This is a genomic window from Roseibium algae, from assembly GCF_037783265.1.
Taxonomy (GTDB): domain Bacteria; phylum Pseudomonadota; class Alphaproteobacteria; order Rhizobiales; family Stappiaceae; genus Roseibium; species Roseibium algae.
Window position 1 is genome coordinate 1 of sequence record NZ_JBAKIA010000024.1, and the last position, 16872, is coordinate 16872.

A 16872-nucleotide genomic window follows, 5' to 3' on the forward strand; every position below is an offset into this window, starting at 1 on the left:
CCTTACCGTCGTCGGTCCGGCAATGCACGAAGTCGTACGACCAGACATGGTTGCGATACTCAGGTCGTAGCCGAACGCACGACCCGTTGTTCAGCCAGAGCCGTCCCTTCTTTGGTTGTTTCATTGGCACTTTCAGCCCCTCTCGCCGCCACAGTCTTTCAATCCGCTTGTCGTTCACCTGCCAGCCAGCATCTCTCAGCAGCGCAGCGATCCGACGATAGCCGTATCGGCCATACTGGCGAGTCAGCTCGATCATGTCGGCCACCAACCGCTCTTCGTCTGGACGACCAACTGGTACCTTACGTTGTGTGGATAGGTGTTGTCTCAAAACGCGGCAAGCCCGGCGTTCTGAGACATTCAATTCACCGCGAACACGAATAATGCAAGCACGACGGCGAGCGGGGCTTAGAAGTTTCCCTTAGCGGCCTCCGCCAAAATTAACTTGTCCAAGGTCAAATCAGAAACGGCCCTGCGCAATCGCTCGTTTTCTTGCTGAAGGCGTTTCAGTTCCTTCAATTGATCTGTGCCCATTCCACCGTACTTCTTCTTCCAGCGGTAGAACGTTTGTTCAGTCACGCTGATCTGACGGATAGCATCCAGACGCGGCATCCCTTGCCCTGTCAGAACCTCAACCTGCCGTAACTTCGTAACAATCTCTTCCGGCTTTGGTCGCTTGTTGGTCATGTGTTTCCTCCGTTTTCCTAAACATAGCGGAGGACCACTTCAAAGGGGGAGGCTCAGAAAACGAAACCCCTTCAGACGGGGAAAGTGCTCGGCAATCTCATGTCGTCTCGATAACCGAAACGCCGGGGTCAAACAACTTGGCAATACCCATTCAACAACTGCTCAGAATTTAGGCTCGTCGAAATAGCGCAGCGGCAACTCCCAGATCACCACTTTTAGCTGCGGAAGCTTCGCGCGTTCCTCTTTCAGGAACGTTTCCATCGGCTTGAAAGGCCCCTCGCCTTCCGCGGCCAGATTGATCAGGTCGGTCCTGGTGACCGCGCGCAGCTGCGACTCGAAGCTCCAGAGCGGATTGGCGGAGTAACTGGACCCGACCAGGGCGACCTCTGGTCCAGCACTGTCCTCGGCAAATAGGTCGTCGAGGCCAAGCTCGGCTGCCACCGCGTCGAGACGCGTGACCTGCTCCGCCGACTGGTCAAAATAAGGCGAGAAGACGGAAAACTTGGCAAAATTATAGAGATCGCCCATATGAGCGGTCACCGCCTGCGGCTTCAGCTCATAAGCGGTCTCTTTCAGATCGACGCTGCCTGCCAGGGTCTCCGCGACCGCTTTCGCGGCGACACCGGCGCCGAAAACGGTCCAGTGGGTGTCGGCCTTCAGGAAAACGCTTTCAAATTCCCGCGCGTCCTGAAACCGCGCCCGAAGATCGGGTACCTTCAGGTGTTCCATCGCCAGAAGACGTTGGCGGACTGTTTCATAATAGACCGTCCGCGCCGCAGGCTGGTCGATCCGTCCCAGATTGTCGCTGTAGATGTCCGCCTTTTCCGGGATCAGCACGGCAACCACAGTGATCCCCTTGTGGCTGAGATCGAAGACGGTTTCCTCGATGAATTTCAGATGCTCATTGAGCGTCTCGGTCGATTCCCGGTTCCAGGTGAATTCCTCGTCGGAGAACAGCCAGCCGTCCGCTCCCTTCACCAGGCCCTTGCGGGCTTCGTCAAAGACCCCGAAGCTGATCGTGTTCATCAGACCGGTCGCAAAATCGCGGATCGGGAATTCTTCCTTGTAGATTTCCTCCAGCGCGAGAGCCTCGCGACCCTTGATAATATCCTCGTAATCGACGGGCTGCCGGCGATGCTCCACCATCGCGTCGCTGGTCCAGAAATGCACAAAGGCATAGATGCCCAGACCGCACATGGCGGCACAGAACAGTGTCGGCAGGTACTTGATAGTCGTGGTGACAGGATTGTCGCCCGAGCCGGACATGGCACTGAGATTGAACTGACGAATAGGCATGTTTCTTTCTCCGGCCGATTAGAACTGGAAATACAGGAAGGGTGTGTCGCTGTCGGCGACCAGCTTTAAAATGGCCAATCCGCCGAGAACGGTGGCTGCAATCGCCATCGGCTGGGAAATCGGCGGATTGTCGATTTCATTGGTCTTGACTAGCTCATGGGTGCTCTTCAGGCAAAACGCCTTGCGCAGCTGACGTTCCCCAAGGGCAATGGCAATGCCGAGCGCGAGGAACACCAGCGAGAACGCGGTGAACTGCCAGGCATAGTCGCTGCGCAGCGCAAACCCTTGCAGACCGAACATGCCCGAGAGCATGTCCTTCGCTTGCCCCATGGTCTCGGAGCGGAAAAACACCCAGCCGATGACAAAGACCAGCGTAGTCAGCAGCCAGTTGCCAATCTGGAACGGTGCATTGGCCGAGATCTTGAAGATCCGTTCGATGATCAGCCACAGCCCGTGCCAGGCACCCCAGACGATGAAAGTCATGTTGGCACCGTGCCACAGGCCGCCCAGCACCATGGTGGCCGCCAGGTTGACATAGGTCCGGCTGATGCCGATGCGGTTGCCGCCCAGTGAGATGTAGAGGTAGTCGCGCAACCATGAGGACAGCGAAATGTGCCAGCGCCGCCAGAAATCGGTGATGTTGACCGAGGTATAGGGCGCGTCGAAATTCTCGACGAAATAGAAGCCGACCATCATGGCAAGACCGATCGCCATTGAGGAATAGCCCGAGAAGTCGAAATAGAGCTGGATCGAATAGGCGATCGCCCCGAGCCAGGCTTCCGACGCCGTCGGATTGGGGATAGCAAAGGCCGCGTCGGCGATCACCGCCGCGCTGTCGGCAATCAGCACTTTCTTGGCAAGGCCCGTCATGAAGCGCACGGCGCCGTAGTTGAATTTCGAGGCGTTGTGCGCCCGGTCGTAGAATTGTTCCTTGAGGTCGGCGAAGCGCAGCACGGGACCGGCGATCTGGTGCGGAAAAAACGCGATGAAGGCCGAGAAGTCGACAAAGCTGCGCGACGGTGTCAGATCGCGCCGATAGACATCGACCAGATAGCTCAGATTGTGGAAGATATAAAAGGAAATACCGATCGGCAAGATCACCTGCGGCAGCGCCCAAGCATAGGCTTCGCCGCTGTTGAAGGCAAAGGACGTGCTTTCGGCGAAGAAGTTGAAATACTTAAAATAGAACAGAAGGCCGAGATTGGCGACCACCATTCCAACCAGGATGTTCAGCCGGACCCGGTCCTGATCCAACCGGAACATGAGAGCCACGGCCAGGTAGTTCACCAGCGTCGTGAAGAACATCAGCAAGGCGAAGTCGACACGCCACCAGGCGTAAAAGGCGTAGGACAGGATCAGGATCGTATAAGACCGGTACTGGGTCGGCGTTAGGTAATAGATGGCCAGGAACAGCGGCAGATAGGTAAATATGAAAATGACCGACGAAAACACCATGGCCCAAACCTTTCCAGTATGATTCAGGTCACCGCCGACCGGGCGGCTCCCGAACAAGTCAATTTCCGTAACCTTCAGCAGCGCCCGGCAGAGCGTCACTGGCAGGTGTCAAGCGGGACGGCCGACTGTTTCAATTCCTCACCCACAAGCGCGCGCAGCGTGTCCTGCGCTTCGTAAATGGCGCAGACGATGTGGTAGAAGCTGCTGGCCGGAGCAGGCTCATCAACGAATTCGCCCTTCGGGCTGAGCTTGTCGAACCAGAGCCCCGGCACCGGCGTTTCCAGGTACTTGCGCAGCGCGACACACGCCCTGACCGCTTCCTGCAGATAGGCGAAACGCTCCCCGCCCAGGCTCTGACGGGCCAGGATCCCGGCTGCTTTCAGCCACTCCGTCTGCGGCCAAAGCCTGGCGACCGGGTCGGACACCGAGAAATCGTCGTAGAGACCCATGAAAGCCACCTGGCGCTGGTCGCAGATGCCATGATCGACACCGATGGCGAACAGGCGTCTTGCCTTTGCGAGCGCCTCCGTATTGCCGCGGCTTTCGCCCCAGCGGCACAGCAGCCAGGCCCATTCGAACTGGTGCCCCGGCTCGACGATGCGTCCCTTGTCACCCTCGAACGGCGCCCAGTCATGCTCGAAGAATTCTCGCAAGCCGCCATTGCCGGCGTCAATGAACCGGGTCATGGCGAGGCTGGCGATCTCGTCGGCCAGGGCCGTCCAGGGTACCGGATCGGCAGCGACCGCCTCCCAGGCCAGGGCGGCCTCGAAAAGATGCATATGCGGGTTGGAACAGAGCGGCAGACTGACCGGAACGGCCTCTTCAAAACCCATCTCCGGATGGGCATAAGTCTGCTTCAGCGCCTGAAGAAGGGCCGTCGCCTTCGCTTCCATCTCGGCCTTCCGCTCAGGAAAGGCGGTGCCGAACTCGGCAAAGGCAAACAGGGCGAAGGCCTGGTTGTAGAGATCGAAGCCAGCGTCGATCGGAACACCGTTCTGCGACGCCAGATTGCCGTAGAACCCGTCGGTGCGCCGATAGACCTTCTCGAACCAGGCAAAGCCGCTTTCGGCTGCGCCCCGCCAGTCGCCTGCCCAGCCACGCGCGCCGGCAGCGGCGAAACAATAGACCTGCCGGGGCTGGACCCGCGCGCGCCGGTTGTCCGCCTCGCTCGGCTGGCCATCCTGCTGAATGCGCTCGTAGAAGCCGCCGCGGACCGGATCCCGTCCGGCCTCAAGCCAGAGTGGAAGCGCGGCTTCCGAAAGCCAGGTCTCAAGGGTTTCGACCTGCCTGGCGAAGGGCGCGGTCTGCACTTCAAACTTTGAATCAACCACGGCATTTTTCCTTTTAAAAACAGAAAACTATTGCTTTGTTTTGAGATAGGAAGAAGCAAACGGATCGCCGCTGGCGGCGGCCATTTGAAGGTATTTCACGGCCACCGCCTGATCGCCGCCACCGTCGCCGTTTTCGTATAGATCGACGCCGAGCTCATATTGGGACTTGGTGTCGCCGGCATCGGCCGCCTTGCGCAGCCATCTACGACTTTCCGCGACGTTGGCTGGCTTGGCGCCGCCGATGGAATACATGGCGCTGAGCGCACGCGCCGCCGGAACGCTACCCCTGTTGCCGGCCGCGGCGACCGCCTGATAGAGCGCCTCCGCCGACGGGGACCCGGCCCTCGCCCGCTGCAGCCGCGTGATCATCAAGTTGAGGGCTTCGCTCTTGCCGCCGACATAGGCCTTGCCAAGGTACTTTGCGATCTTGTCGTCGCTGCCGCCGGTCTGGATATAGATGTTGGCGAGAATCAGTGCGGCGTCCGCATTGCCGCCATCGGCGGACCGTTCCAGCGGTTCGATCAGGGCCTGACGCTCCGCCTCGGTCTTGGCGGCCCGGTAGTCGCGGGTGATCCGGCCCTGCGGCAGGACATTGCTGATGCCGGCCGCCGAGGCTACTTCCTGCAGATAGGCGCCGTCCCGGCTGCCGCCGGTGGTCCTGTAGACACGCGCCGCGAGTTCGCCCGCGCCCTTCTTGTCGAGCCTGCGCGCCACATTCATCCAGGCATGGGCAATTTTCGTGTTCTGCCGCACGCCCTGGCCAAGGTAATAAACCCGGGCCTGGCGCAGGGCGCGGGCGCTTTTCGAGATCTTGTCGGTCTTCGCGTAATTGGAGGCCGCCAGCTTGATGTTGCCGGCTCTTTCGGCTTTTTCCGCAAGCTCACGCCCGGCTGTGGTCGACCCCTGTGCCACGGCGCGCTCTAACCAGTAGCTTTCGGTCTTGAAATCGGGGCCGCGCACCTGGCCTTTGCCGACCAACTCCGCCATCAGGAGGCTCGCGGAAACGCTCGAGCCATTTTGCGCCGCCGGCAGATAGACCTGTTGCGTCACCTTGCTCAGGTTGGAGGGACGATAATGTCCATCTACCTGTCCGCGCACGAGCCTGTTGGCCGACGAGCTGTCACCGGCAAGCGCCGCCGTTTCAAACGCCTGATAGGCCTGCCGCCTCATGCCCTTTTCCAGGAGATACTTGCCGTATTCCCGATTGTACTGCTGGATGTCGCGCTTGCTCGTCGCTAGGCTCGCCGCGATCGAAAGCAGCTTTTCGGGGTCGTTCGGCGTTTTCACACCCGCCTTGTTATGGGCAATGCTGACCTTTGCGTTCTGATAGGCTGCTCCCGGATTGCCCTGACAGGCGGCCAGCTGCAGACCGACGGTTCCCAGCAGCATGACCAGCCATGCGTTAGCTTTGATGCGATGAGCCACTTTTCAACTCCAATCCCCAAGGTTTTCATTCACTTTTGTGTCCCGCTCCTCGACTAGAGGCCGCCCCTCAGGCGGTTTCGGTCCGGTCGAAAGATACAAGCAGGTTGAGCCCGCTCTCCAGCAGGTGTTTGCAGATTTCCGGGCTCGAGGCCTCGACATAACAACGCATTTCCGGCGCGTTGCCGGACGGCCGGAAATGCATGACGGAGCCGTCTTCCAGGGTGATCCGGAGACCGTCGAGCGTGTCGACGGCCGCGGGCACGCCGACAGGCTTGAGAAACAGGGCAAGGTTGCCCTCTTCTTCCGTCAGCCAGGCCATGATTGCCGCGCTCTTTTCCTGGGCAAAGTCCTTCAGCCGGTCCGAGGCCGTGGCATTAAGCCCAAGCGCGGCCGTCACCGTGGACACCGGGCTGTTGGCGACCCTTGCCGTCGCCAGAACCGCCAGAATCGGCAAGAAACAGTCGCGGGTTGGCAAAGCGCTGAGCGTGCCACCTGCAACCTGGAAATCCGAGGCCGTCAGCGTGCCACCATTGGCTTCGAACCCGACCACGAGAGCGCTGTCAAGGCTCGCTTCGACGTCCATGCCGGCGATTACGAAAGGCGAGCCGACCTTGGTCCGGCGCACGGCGCAGACGCATGCGGTCTCAATGCCGGAATTCGATGTGATCGGCGTCACGATACGGTTCGCCTTTAGAAACAGTGCCGCCAGAAACCCGCAAATGTCGCCGTTGACCGGCTCCCCGGTCTCGTCCACGATCAGCGGGCGGTCGCCATCGCCATCCGCGGAGACGATCGCATCGAGGCTGTGATCGGACGACCAGCTTTTCAACGCCGCGCGGGTCTCGCCCGAAACGGCTTCGGTATCGACCGGAATGAATGTCTCCGAACGCCCAAGCAGAACCGTCTCCGCGCCAAAGTCCTTGAGGATGCCGGCGAGCATGTCGCGCGCGACCGTGGAGTGCTGGTAGATACCGACCTTGAGCCCCTTCAACGCTTCAGGTGCCAGCAGCTCCCGGTTCCGCTGCATGAAACGCGCGACGGCTTCCTTGCCGAGTTCCTCGAACGGCACCTCTTCGGCGGCGGTCTCAGGCGCCGAGATCCCAGCGGCTCGTTGGGTGATGGCTTTTTCGTCTTGTTTGGTGATTTCTCCGCTCGGCAGATAGAATTTGATGCCGTTCCGGTCGGCCGGAATATGCGACCCGGTGATCATCGTAGAAGCAGCTCCCAGCTCGAGGCCGTAAAAGGCAAGTGCCGGTGTGGGCAGCGTACCGCAGTCGACCGGAACCAAGCCGGTGTCATGGACAGCCTGCCGGACATTTGCAGCAATGGCGGGACTGGAGTCGCGGAAATCATATCCAATCAACACCCGGTCACCGGAAGCGGCGAGGTTCTGATCCAAAAGGTATTTCGCAAACGCGGCGGCATATACGTAAGACGGACTCCCCACCAGCTCGGCGGAAAGGCCACGCAGGCCGCTGGTGCCAAATTTCAAACTCATCCGCTTCTCCTTATGGAGCTAAATCTTTGTTTAAATTCAGTTTCTGAAATCTAGACTGTAGACGACGCTAATACGTCCCCCCAAGGTGGAGGCGTAAAGCGGGCCTTCAAAAAGCCCTTCGTATTTCGCACGGTCTTCCGGGTACTTCTGGAGATAGACTTCCAGCCAGGCGATGCGGTCGCCGCGTGTCAGGCCGTTCTTTCCTTTCGGCAGTTTCACCTGTTGCGCGCCGCTCAGTCTTTCCATCCGGCTTGGATCAATGATGGATTCGAGCGAGAACCGCGCCAGCCGCTGGAGGCCATTGTCGCAGAGCGCAAAAGCTTGGTAGCCGTTGGCCTCCGTCAGGGAGGCGAGCATGACGAGCGGCGCCAAGGCATGAAGGTGGTAGTCGCGGGCCTTTTTCTTGCGGTCAAGCTCAAGCGGCAGGACGCCCTCTTCGGTGACCTGGCAGACGCCGATCTTGTAGCTGTCATAACCGAATTGAAGCAGGTCCTGCCGGCCGACCGCGACACCGACGGCAGCAACCGCAAAACCGCCCCAATATCGGTGGTTCTGAAGATTGGACCGGCGTTCGCCGGACTCCGTGTAGACCGGAACGGTCTCTTCCGCGAGGCGCGTCAGCCATCTTTCTATGCGATCAGTGTCGAAGTTGAGGAGCCGAGCGGCCGACCGCACCTGCATATACGCAACGGCGCTTCCTGCAATGATCCGGGTCGTGCTCAGGAAGGATTGCCGGGTCTTCAGATCCGACAAGGCGTCGGCTCTGGCCCAGAGATCGAGCGCGGCCAAGGCGCAGGCTGCCTCGTCGAGGCGGTTGCCGTCTGTCTGTGTAAAGTTGCTGGCGCTGCGGGTGACGAAGGTCAGAAATGCCCTCGTGCCAGCAATCGCCTCCTCGTAGCGTTTTTTGTTTTTGGGATCAATGGTCGACCGGCTCTCGTCCTCGTCCTTGTAAATACTGCTGAGTTCGAGCTTTTCGACCGGTTGCGGCAACTTCTCCTCGCAAACGAAACGCCCGTTGTTGTCTTCGAGATGGCGCGCCGGCGTGAAGGGCAAATTGTAGCCGCTGGCGGACACGTTCGACACCGACAGCGCCCCCAAAGCAAAAACCAGTAATTTCAAGACATTCAGCGTCATATAGCAGCCTTGGATCTAAGGTTCACGTTCGAACTAACCGCCACCCGCCAAGTCAACGGACAGCCGTCTTTTGTCTAGTCAACGTCCGATAGGTCGTTGTACTGTTGTTCCCAGAAGCTTGCCTTTTCAGGGTCAGGCGACAGGCCGGGCACACCAACCTTGTAGGCAACGGCAAGGTCCCGCGCGGCCTTGGCATTGCCCGCTTCGGCGGATTTCTGCAACCAATCGAGACCGAGCCCGACGTCCTTCGCAGTCCCGTTGCCGAAGAAATGCGCCTGATAGAGGCGGTACATGGAATTGGGCTCGCCATTTCTGGCGGAGACGGTGAGCCATTCCAGAACCTTTTGGTGGTCTGTCTCGCCCAGCCTCCCTTCCAGGTTCAACCGGGCGAGTTTGAGCAGGTACTTGTCCGGCGCGTTGACCTCGTCTCCCAGGAAGACCAGAAGATCGGACACTTCTTTCAGGTCCGAGTGGATGGTTCCGTCGGCGATTTCGCTGAGCAGCTTGTTGCCGGCTTCCTTGTCCCCGAGATCGGCCAAACTGGTGAGGTATTCCTTAGCTTTTTCAGGCGAGGATTGCCGCCAGAAACCTTTGAGATGGCCCTCGGCAAGATCGCGCAGCACCGACGTGCGGCCGAGCGCCAATGCGCCTCGCAGATACTCCTCGGCGCGATAGCGCTGATCAAGCCCGTCCACGCCATCCTGGAAGGCCGAGCCGATCGCGTAGAGATCGTCGCCATCCTGATCCGCAATCGTTGTCGCCAGCGACATCCAGTATCTTGCCATGGTGCCGGCTTGAGGATCCGGCAAAGTCGAATAAACACGGGCCATCGACACCATTTCATCGACGGTGCAGACCTCGCCAGAGGTTGCGATCGACGCCATGACCTGCAAGGCGTCCTCGGCGCCCGGGTCGAGGAGCGCCAGCTTTGCCTTGAAATCGCCGGCCTTGGCCGCCTTTTCCAACCAGCCCCGGCCGACGGAGACATCCAGCGTCAGGTCGGCCAGAAGATGCTTTCCGAACTCGCGCTGCCCGCGGCTGTCGCCCATTTCCGCGATCATTCGGTAAAGTTCGGCAAGGTCCGGTGCCTTGGCCGTTCCCGCATTGCGCAACATTTCCGCCTTGGCGAGAAGGGCCTCGGCACCGCCTTCTTCCAGCATCGGTTCCAGCGCAGCGATCTGGGCTTCCTTGTCTTCGACCGTCGTCGCGACCTCAAATCGGTTTTTGAGAATGGCAAGCTTCGCCCGCATACGCAGGTCAGGGTCCTTCAGGTTGTCGACAAACGCAATCAGGCGGGCTGCCGCCTGAGGCTGTTCTTCAAAGCCCTCGATACCTTTCTCCCAGCGGGCAACGGCATAGCCGATGGCCGACGGATTGCCCTTGAAAGCCGCTTGCTTGATATAGATCCGGCCACGCTCCTGCGCGGCCGGGTCGTTGCTGGCAAGTAGATTGAGGCCGGTGATGTAGATCGAGTTGACGCCCCCCAATACGGCCGACTGATGCAGCCATTCATTGGCAAGATTGACTGAGATCGGCACGCCCATGCCGCATGAAAACATCCTTGCCAGCTTCGAGGCGCTGTCGGGATTGCCCGATCTCGCCGCGGTGCGGAAATATTCCATCGCCTTTTCAAGCAGTTTGGAATCCTCGCCGCCGAGCTGAAGATAGATCTTGGCGATCTCGTTGGCCGCGTCGACAGAACCGGCATTGGTGGCTTGCTGAAGAATACCAAGCGCTTTCAGAAGGTCTTCCTTGCCGCCGACTTCCGACAGATAGCCACCATAGATCACGGGCAGTGATTTAGATTTTTCTGGCTGTTGCAACGCCTTCTCAAAATAGATTTTGGCTTTTGCCTCATAGGCCTCTCCGCCGAATTCACCGGAATAGATGCGGGCCAGCCATTCGTCAGCGGCATGCAGGTTCTGGGCAGAGGCCGCCAAGAAATATTTCTCTGCGAGCGCGAGATCGGGCTCGATGGAAAGACCGGTAACATACGCCTTGCCAAGACCGAATTGCGCCGACGCGATGCCCCCATCAGCGGCCTGCTGCAAATACTGAAGGGATTTCGAGACATCGATCTGCTCGACCTGATTCGAGACAAACAGGTTGGCAAGATAATTGGCTGTCCTTGTGTGCCCCGTCTGGGCGAAGGCTTCCAGCCATTTCAGGGCCGTCCCGACATCCTGCTGGACCAGCACGCCACGCAGATAAAAAAAGCCGATGTCGTTGAGAACGGAACAATCGCCTTCCTTCAGCAAGGCGACCATGTTGAGAAGTGCTCCCAAAACCGCTGTGCGCTTCTGCTTCACCGGAACGTCCGGGTCAATGACCAGCACCTGTGCATACTCCTGCAACCCGTCCGGATCCGCAGCGAGGGCGGACAGCTGCAAATAGTTGCGGGCCATTTCGGCGTCGCGCATTTCCGCCGGACCGTCTTCGCCGTAAAACTGGCCCAGGGCGAGCGCAGCACGAGTGTAGCCGCTGTCATAGGCTTCAAGCAAATAGGATTCGGCGCGTTTCAGGTCGCCCGAAGTTTCGGCTGCCGCCTGGAGGACGCGTGCCATGGGCAGAAGCAACGAGCGTCTGCTTTCCGGATAAAGATCCATGGCAGCCTGCAAAATACGGCGCGCGGTTTCCGGCGAGCGCGGCGCCTGTTCGCTGCCCTTCAGGTATTCCCGGGACACGGCGATGGCCGTGGCAGCGGCAATCTCCATACCAGCCCCATCCCATTGGGTCCAGTCGCGGTCCAGAACCAGCTGGTCATGCTCCGCCCTGGGCTTGCAGATTGCCGCATAGTCCAGCTGTGGCGGTTCAAGAATGATGAGCGGATTTTCAGCGCGGGCGCCGTGCGCGCTCAAGGCCAGAAAGGCCGCGACAGAAACAGAACCCAGAGCGGCCCTGAAATACGTGATCGTTTTCATTTTTCTTGTTCCCCAAACCTGACGGGTTGGCATTCCCTTGTTATTTGCTGAGTGCCGTCATCGCGAGATAGGCTTTCACGCCGACGGAAGTTTCCAGAACGACGACGTTCTGACGCTTGTCGGCCGCCAGCGATATGGCTTCCGCTTCAAACACCGGCTGATCGTTGACGGAGGCCAGGAGACCAATGTCGATCGCGGGCAGTTCCCTGCTCGACATGGAGCCGGGCGCGACCCCTTCGAAGAGCTTGCGCGTATCGCCCTTGAGCGCGAGGGCGAGATCCGCCGGTTTGCTGGCAAAATTGTAGAAGGTCAGGGCAGACTTTGACGGATTGTCGACGGCCTTGTCCTCGATAACGATGATCGTCGGTTCGCTGTCGATCTCAGCGCCGACGGCAACCGTATAAAACTTGCCTGGCTCCAGAACAGCGTCCTTGGAAGAGATGCCGTCGGCGATCGTGTAGCTTCCGTTCTGAATGATGTTGTAGGCCGACAGCGCCTTCCCATCGACGGAGAATTTCTGGCCTGAGAAGTCTACCACGAGCCCGTTCTTGAGCTTGGCGTTAACAAACCGGACAAGGCTTTTGTCAGCGGGTATCGGCGCCTCGTAAAGGGCATCTTCGGCAATTACTGAGCTGGAAGTACCTGCCACCATAAGGACGAAGACAGCGACCAGGGCAAGGAGTTTGGACAACATATTCAATCCTCAAAAACTAGTTGGATACGGGGCGGCGGGAAAAGGCATCAATCGGAAACCGGCAAAGCTGAACGTTTCCGGAGGTCGAAAGACCGTTTTCCAGCTGCAGCGACACACCCACGGGTGTGTCATCTCTTTCCTCGGGAAATCTCTGGTACAAGTCCTTCAATCTCGCGACGCGCGTGGGATTGGTGAAGGTCGCAATTCGTTCATTACCATCGGCATAACGATAAGTGATGTGAAAGCCTGTGAGGGCCGCATTCGAAAAATTCAGGTGAAGGTAGTAATTCGATGCGCGTTCGCCGGTTTTCGGCAGATCGAAGGCGAAATTGGACCCGGCGGCGAATTCGCCGGCGGCAATCTCTAGGTCGCCCGAACAGGCCCCGAAAATTGCGGGAACAATCGCGCTGCTGACAATGGTGTTTTCCTTCAGGATCTCGCGCAGCGAGGAATACTCCCAGAGAAGGACTTTCGGCTTTTTCGCCAGCCCGCCGCTCTTTTGGGTCCATCCATAGATGGCATCGGTCAGACCGCCGCCAGCGACTGAGAAACTGCTGACATCCGCTTTGAGAAATTCCCTCAGAAAACCGGCGAAATTGTAGTAGAGCGCTTCGTCGGTGTAGGACGTACCCACAATGTGGAGCAGGTCCCTCCCGTCGCCGCCTTCCGCCACGTCTGCAAACAGCGCATCAAGGGAAGTGAGCGCCTGCACGGTCTTGAAGGTTGCCAGTTTATCTGGCGGAACCTTATCCTGGCAGACCTCGTTCAGGGCCTTGGTCAGATTGCCCCTGATGAGAACCTCTTCCCCCGACAAACTGGTCTCGAACTTGGTCGGATTCGGTTTTTCGGGAATGATCTGCCTGATCTTGCGCGCAACAGCCTCGGCAACAAGCCGGGCTCCGTCAGGCGTCCAATGCACGTCTGCGGCGAAGGAATAGCTGCTATGGTCGAAATCCGGTGCGCTTTCCAGGATCTGGTTGATATCGACAACATCGATGCCCGCCTGCCTCAGTGCGTCGATGAAAGCACTGAATTGGCGCGCCGAGAAATCGGGATCGTAGATCATGTCGGACAGAAGGCCGTCATTCGGGATCTTGTCCCGACCGACGATCCCCCTCGGGATCATTGGCATCAGCACCAGGTGAATACCGCGCGCTGCCAGCGCCTCGTTGACGCGTTTGAATGCAGCCAGACTCTCGTCGGAAACCTCAAAGAGGTTCTCAAGATCGCTCTTACGGAAGAACCAGCCATCATAGCCCTGATACAGTTTAACGCCGATGGTCGACCGCGGAGACTTTTCCTGAAGATTGTCGCAGCGATACAGGATCTGCTGTGCCTCCTGCGCATGCGCCCCCGTCGCGCCCCCCTGCTCCAGGGCCACGACAGGTCTAAGCATCAGGCTTACCGCCAAAAGGGAAATGCGGCGCAGCGTGAATGTCTGTCTGATCATGTCGCGTCCTCAGCTCGATCTTCCTGCAGGTAAATGTTGCGCAAGCGGCGGGCGAACTGGCTTCCCAGCTCTTCGGCCCTGTCGAGCAGCCGGTCGATTTCTTCCCGGTGCTCGTCCTTGGAGTGGTTGCGCAGCGACACGGCCTTGCGAATGATCATGTCCGGCACATCCGCTTCGACGAGCGCGTTGAGCCACTGTTCCGCTTGCGGATTGTTGTTGGAGGGGTTCTGCACAAAGTAGAAATAATAGAGCTGCACCATGGCATCGGTGCTGCCGCGCGCGGCAGCCCGCTCCAGCCAGCCCAGGCCTTTTTCAACGTCCTGCGTAGAGCCGGCACCGGCAATGTAGCTGCGGCCCAGCTCAGTCATTGCGGTGACGGAACCGCTGGTGGCAGCCCGGGCGAAATGCGCAAAGGCGCGGGCTTCATACACGCGACTGTTCGGCCCCTTGGAATAAAGCCTGGCCAGTGACAGGGCGCTGCGGTTCGAGCCGATAAAGGCCAGGTCGCGGTAGATCGCCATGGCACGCTTGCGGTCCGGTTCGACGCCCTGGCCGTAATAGAACGTGTTGGCGATCTCGAACAGGCCAGATTCGTTGCCGAGTTCCGCAGCTTCCCGTATCAGCTGTTTCGCTTTCCCTGCGTCCTTTTCCCGGTATTTGCCGCGGACATATTGCCGGGCGACAAACATGCGCAGGTTGCCGTTGGTCGGCATGAAGGATAGCACCGCCTCGACTGTGTCGATCAGATAACGGTAGTTGTCTTCGCCGACCGCCTGGACATCCACGTTGCGGGCAACACGCGACAGCGGGCCGCCGCGGCCCCGTTCGGCAAAGACGCGGCACCAGTCGACCACTTTCTTGAAACTCAACGATTGGGTCTGTGGCCATTTCTGACGCAGCTGGAACGCCTGTTCGATGGCGTCGACCTGATGCGTGTCAGCGATTTGGGCCAGGCGCGCCAGCACAGGCTCGACAAAGTCGAACGCCAGACCGTCCTGCCGGGTCAGATCGTCGATGAAGGTCAGGAGCACTCTGTCGTCGCCGGCAAAGCTCAGGACGATGTCGCGCATTTCAGCCGAAGCATCTTCTTTGGACAACTGGCCGGTCGCCTGCGCAGCCTTGGCCAGCAAGAACCGGGCCTGTGCAACGCTCGCCATCTCGGGCGCCTCAAGAAGTCCGAGGGCCTTTTTGAAATCGCCGAGCGTGTAGTTGATCCGCGCCAGAAAAACGGTGTCTTCCGGTGTCAGCGTGCGGGGATCAAAGCGGTCATAGGCCGCTGCCAGCTTGACGAGTTTTGCCTTGTCGTCGGTTTCCAGCGCGTAGGCCGCCGCATTGGACCCGGCAGAGAGATAGCCCTCCTCCAGTGCATCGATCAGCAAGGCAAACCCTTGCTCCGAGTCCTGCTCGAGTCGAGGAGCGCCTTTCAGCAGCAATTTACCGTATTCGCGTTTCGCCCAGACGCTGCCGCCGTCGACCAGCCCACGAACCATGCGGTGGTATTCGCTGTAATTGCGGAAGACTCCTAGTTCTTCCCGCATGATTTTTGCGATCTGTTCCTGAAACAGCAGGGTCTTGGCCGTGTCTCCGGCCGCCTGGAGCAGCAGCTCCTCGTAAACCTGTCTCGCCTTAACGGTCTGCTGCGGCACCAGCCGGCCGTCGCGGAAGATCTCCGCCAGAAGCGAACCGGCCGTCAGGCTGCCGTCCTGATAGGCCGTCTCAAGTTCGGAGATCAGAACGTCCACTGGCAGCGGAAAGTCGTCCGGCGAGGCATAGTAGCCGGCGCGGTCGGCGCGGGTGACAATCCTGGCAATCCGGGTGATCACGCGGGCATCGCCCCTGGCGCGCAAATCCAGATAAAGCGGCAAGGCATATTTTGCGATCAGCGCCTCGGACAGGTTCATGCGGGAGAACCTGTCGGCAATCGCCAAGCGGTCCTCGCCGGCTTCGGACACCTGCGCCAGCATCCGTTCCATGGCCGAGATAGCCCGCGGCAGATCCCTTTTCACGTGAATGCCCTGGTAATAGAGCTTGGCGATCAGGTAGTTCGTCCGGAAATTCTGCAGTTCTTCCAGGCTGGAAACGGCCCAGAGGGCGTCCTCCCGGTCGAACCCGAATACGGGATTGTCGACAAGATCCAGCGCGATCACTTCCATGGCGCGATCGGACCCGGACGCCACCAGTTTCCAGATGATGTCACGGACGTTTGCGACATCGCCCGCGGCGAGCTGCTCGCGGTGCGCATTGACGATCGACATCACCGCGTCCGAACCGCTTCCGGCGGCCAGTTCAAGCAAGGCTGCCAGCGTCTCGGGATGGTCTTCCGCATCGAGCGTCTCGGCATAACGGCGTGTCAGCTTGATCACGGAGCTGTCGCTGTCGATGAGCCGGATATTGGCGAGATACAGCATCTGCCCGCGCAACACCTCCGCCTCTTCGGAGCCCTGGCGGCGCAGCAGAACCAGAAGATCCAACGCCGCGTCCAGCGAACCGTCCGCCATCTCGCGGCGCAGTTTCTGCTCCGTTTCGGCTTCGCTCAGCGCAACTGGCGCCGTCTCGGGCGCCGCCGGCCGCGTCTCCGACTGCAGCAGCTGTTCAAGCTGGGCGATTTCCTCGAAATTGGTGTCGTCGCCGAACCGCAGCAGCAGGCTGCGCAGCTCTTGTGCCGCTTTGATCCTGGTTCTCTGATCGTCGACGCCAAGCAGATCCCGGTAGATATCGGCCGCGCTGCCCGGTGCCGGAACGCGGATCGGGTTGCTTGACGAGGTGATCAGGCCGTCCACGAGAAAACGCGCATAGGCCAGGCGCTCCCCGGGCTCCGTTTCCAGTTCGAACCGGGTGAGCTGCTCCTGCTGGCGATCGAAGGCATCCGCCGTCTGCCGCTCGATCCGGGCCGACATTTGCGAGGCAAAGACGTGTGTCGACGAGAGCGGCAGCATCAATGCCGTGGTCAGGAGGGTCAGTGAGAGGGTGCGTGCGGTGATCAT

At 59.6% G+C, this 16872-nt stretch carries 10 protein-coding genes and 1 pseudogene; all 11 read right to left on the bottom strand.

Annotation, left to right across the window (positions count from 1 at the left end):
• Nucleotides 1-684: pseudogene (locus V6575_RS21565) on the bottom strand (IS3 family transposase); the annotation flags it as partial.
• Between the two features lie 162 nt (nt 685-846).
• On the bottom strand, nt 847-1980 hold the full coding sequence (locus tag V6575_RS21570) for an alginate O-acetyltransferase AlgX-related protein (protein ID WP_340273365.1): 1134 nt from the start codon (nt 1978-1980) through the stop codon (nt 847-849).
• A gap of 18 nt (nt 1981-1998) precedes the next feature.
• On the bottom strand, nt 1999-3492 hold the full coding sequence (locus V6575_RS21575) for an MBOAT family O-acyltransferase (RefSeq protein ID WP_340277387.1): 1494 nt from the start codon (nt 3490-3492) through the stop codon (nt 1999-2001).
• A 38-nt stretch (nt 3493-3530) separates the two neighbouring features.
• Nucleotides 3531-4766 carry an AGE family epimerase/isomerase gene (locus V6575_RS21580; protein ID WP_340277388.1) on the bottom strand — a complete coding sequence of 412 codons (1236 nt, stop codon included), beginning with the start codon at nt 4764-4766 and terminating at the stop codon, nt 3531-3533.
• Nucleotides 4767-4793: 27 nt separating this feature from the next.
• Nucleotides 4794-6191, bottom strand: coding sequence for a tetratricopeptide repeat protein (locus V6575_RS21585; RefSeq protein ID WP_340277389.1), 1398 nt, complete (start codon nt 6189-6191; stop codon nt 4794-4796).
• 67 nt (nt 6192-6258) lie between these two features.
• Entirely contained in the window at nt 6259-7689 is a 1431-nt protein-coding gene (locus V6575_RS21590) for a phosphomannomutase (protein WP_340277390.1), read from the bottom strand.
• Between the two features lie 36 nt (nt 7690-7725).
• Nucleotides 7726-8823 carry an alginate lyase family protein gene (locus V6575_RS21595; protein WP_340277392.1) on the bottom strand — a complete coding sequence of 366 codons (1098 nt, stop codon included), beginning with the start codon at nt 8821-8823 and terminating at the stop codon, nt 7726-7728.
• Nucleotides 8824-8897: 74 nt separating this feature from the next.
• Nucleotides 8898-11537 carry a tetratricopeptide repeat protein gene (locus V6575_RS21600; protein WP_340277394.1) on the bottom strand — a complete coding sequence of 880 codons (2640 nt, stop codon included), beginning with the start codon at nt 11535-11537 and terminating at the stop codon, nt 8898-8900.
• Between the two features lie 247 nt (nt 11538-11784).
• Entirely contained in the window at nt 11785-12438 is a 654-nt protein-coding gene (locus tag V6575_RS21605; protein WP_340277396.1) for a hypothetical protein, read from the bottom strand.
• A gap of 16 nt (nt 12439-12454) precedes the next feature.
• Nucleotides 12455-13888, bottom strand: coding sequence for an alginate O-acetyltransferase AlgX-related protein (locus tag V6575_RS21610; RefSeq protein ID WP_340277397.1), 1434 nt, complete (start codon nt 13886-13888; stop codon nt 12455-12457).
• Entirely contained in the window at nt 13885-16872 is a 2988-nt protein-coding gene (locus V6575_RS21615) for a tetratricopeptide repeat protein (RefSeq protein WP_340277398.1), read from the bottom strand. The genes V6575_RS21610 and V6575_RS21615 overlap by 4 nt, the downstream gene beginning before the upstream one ends.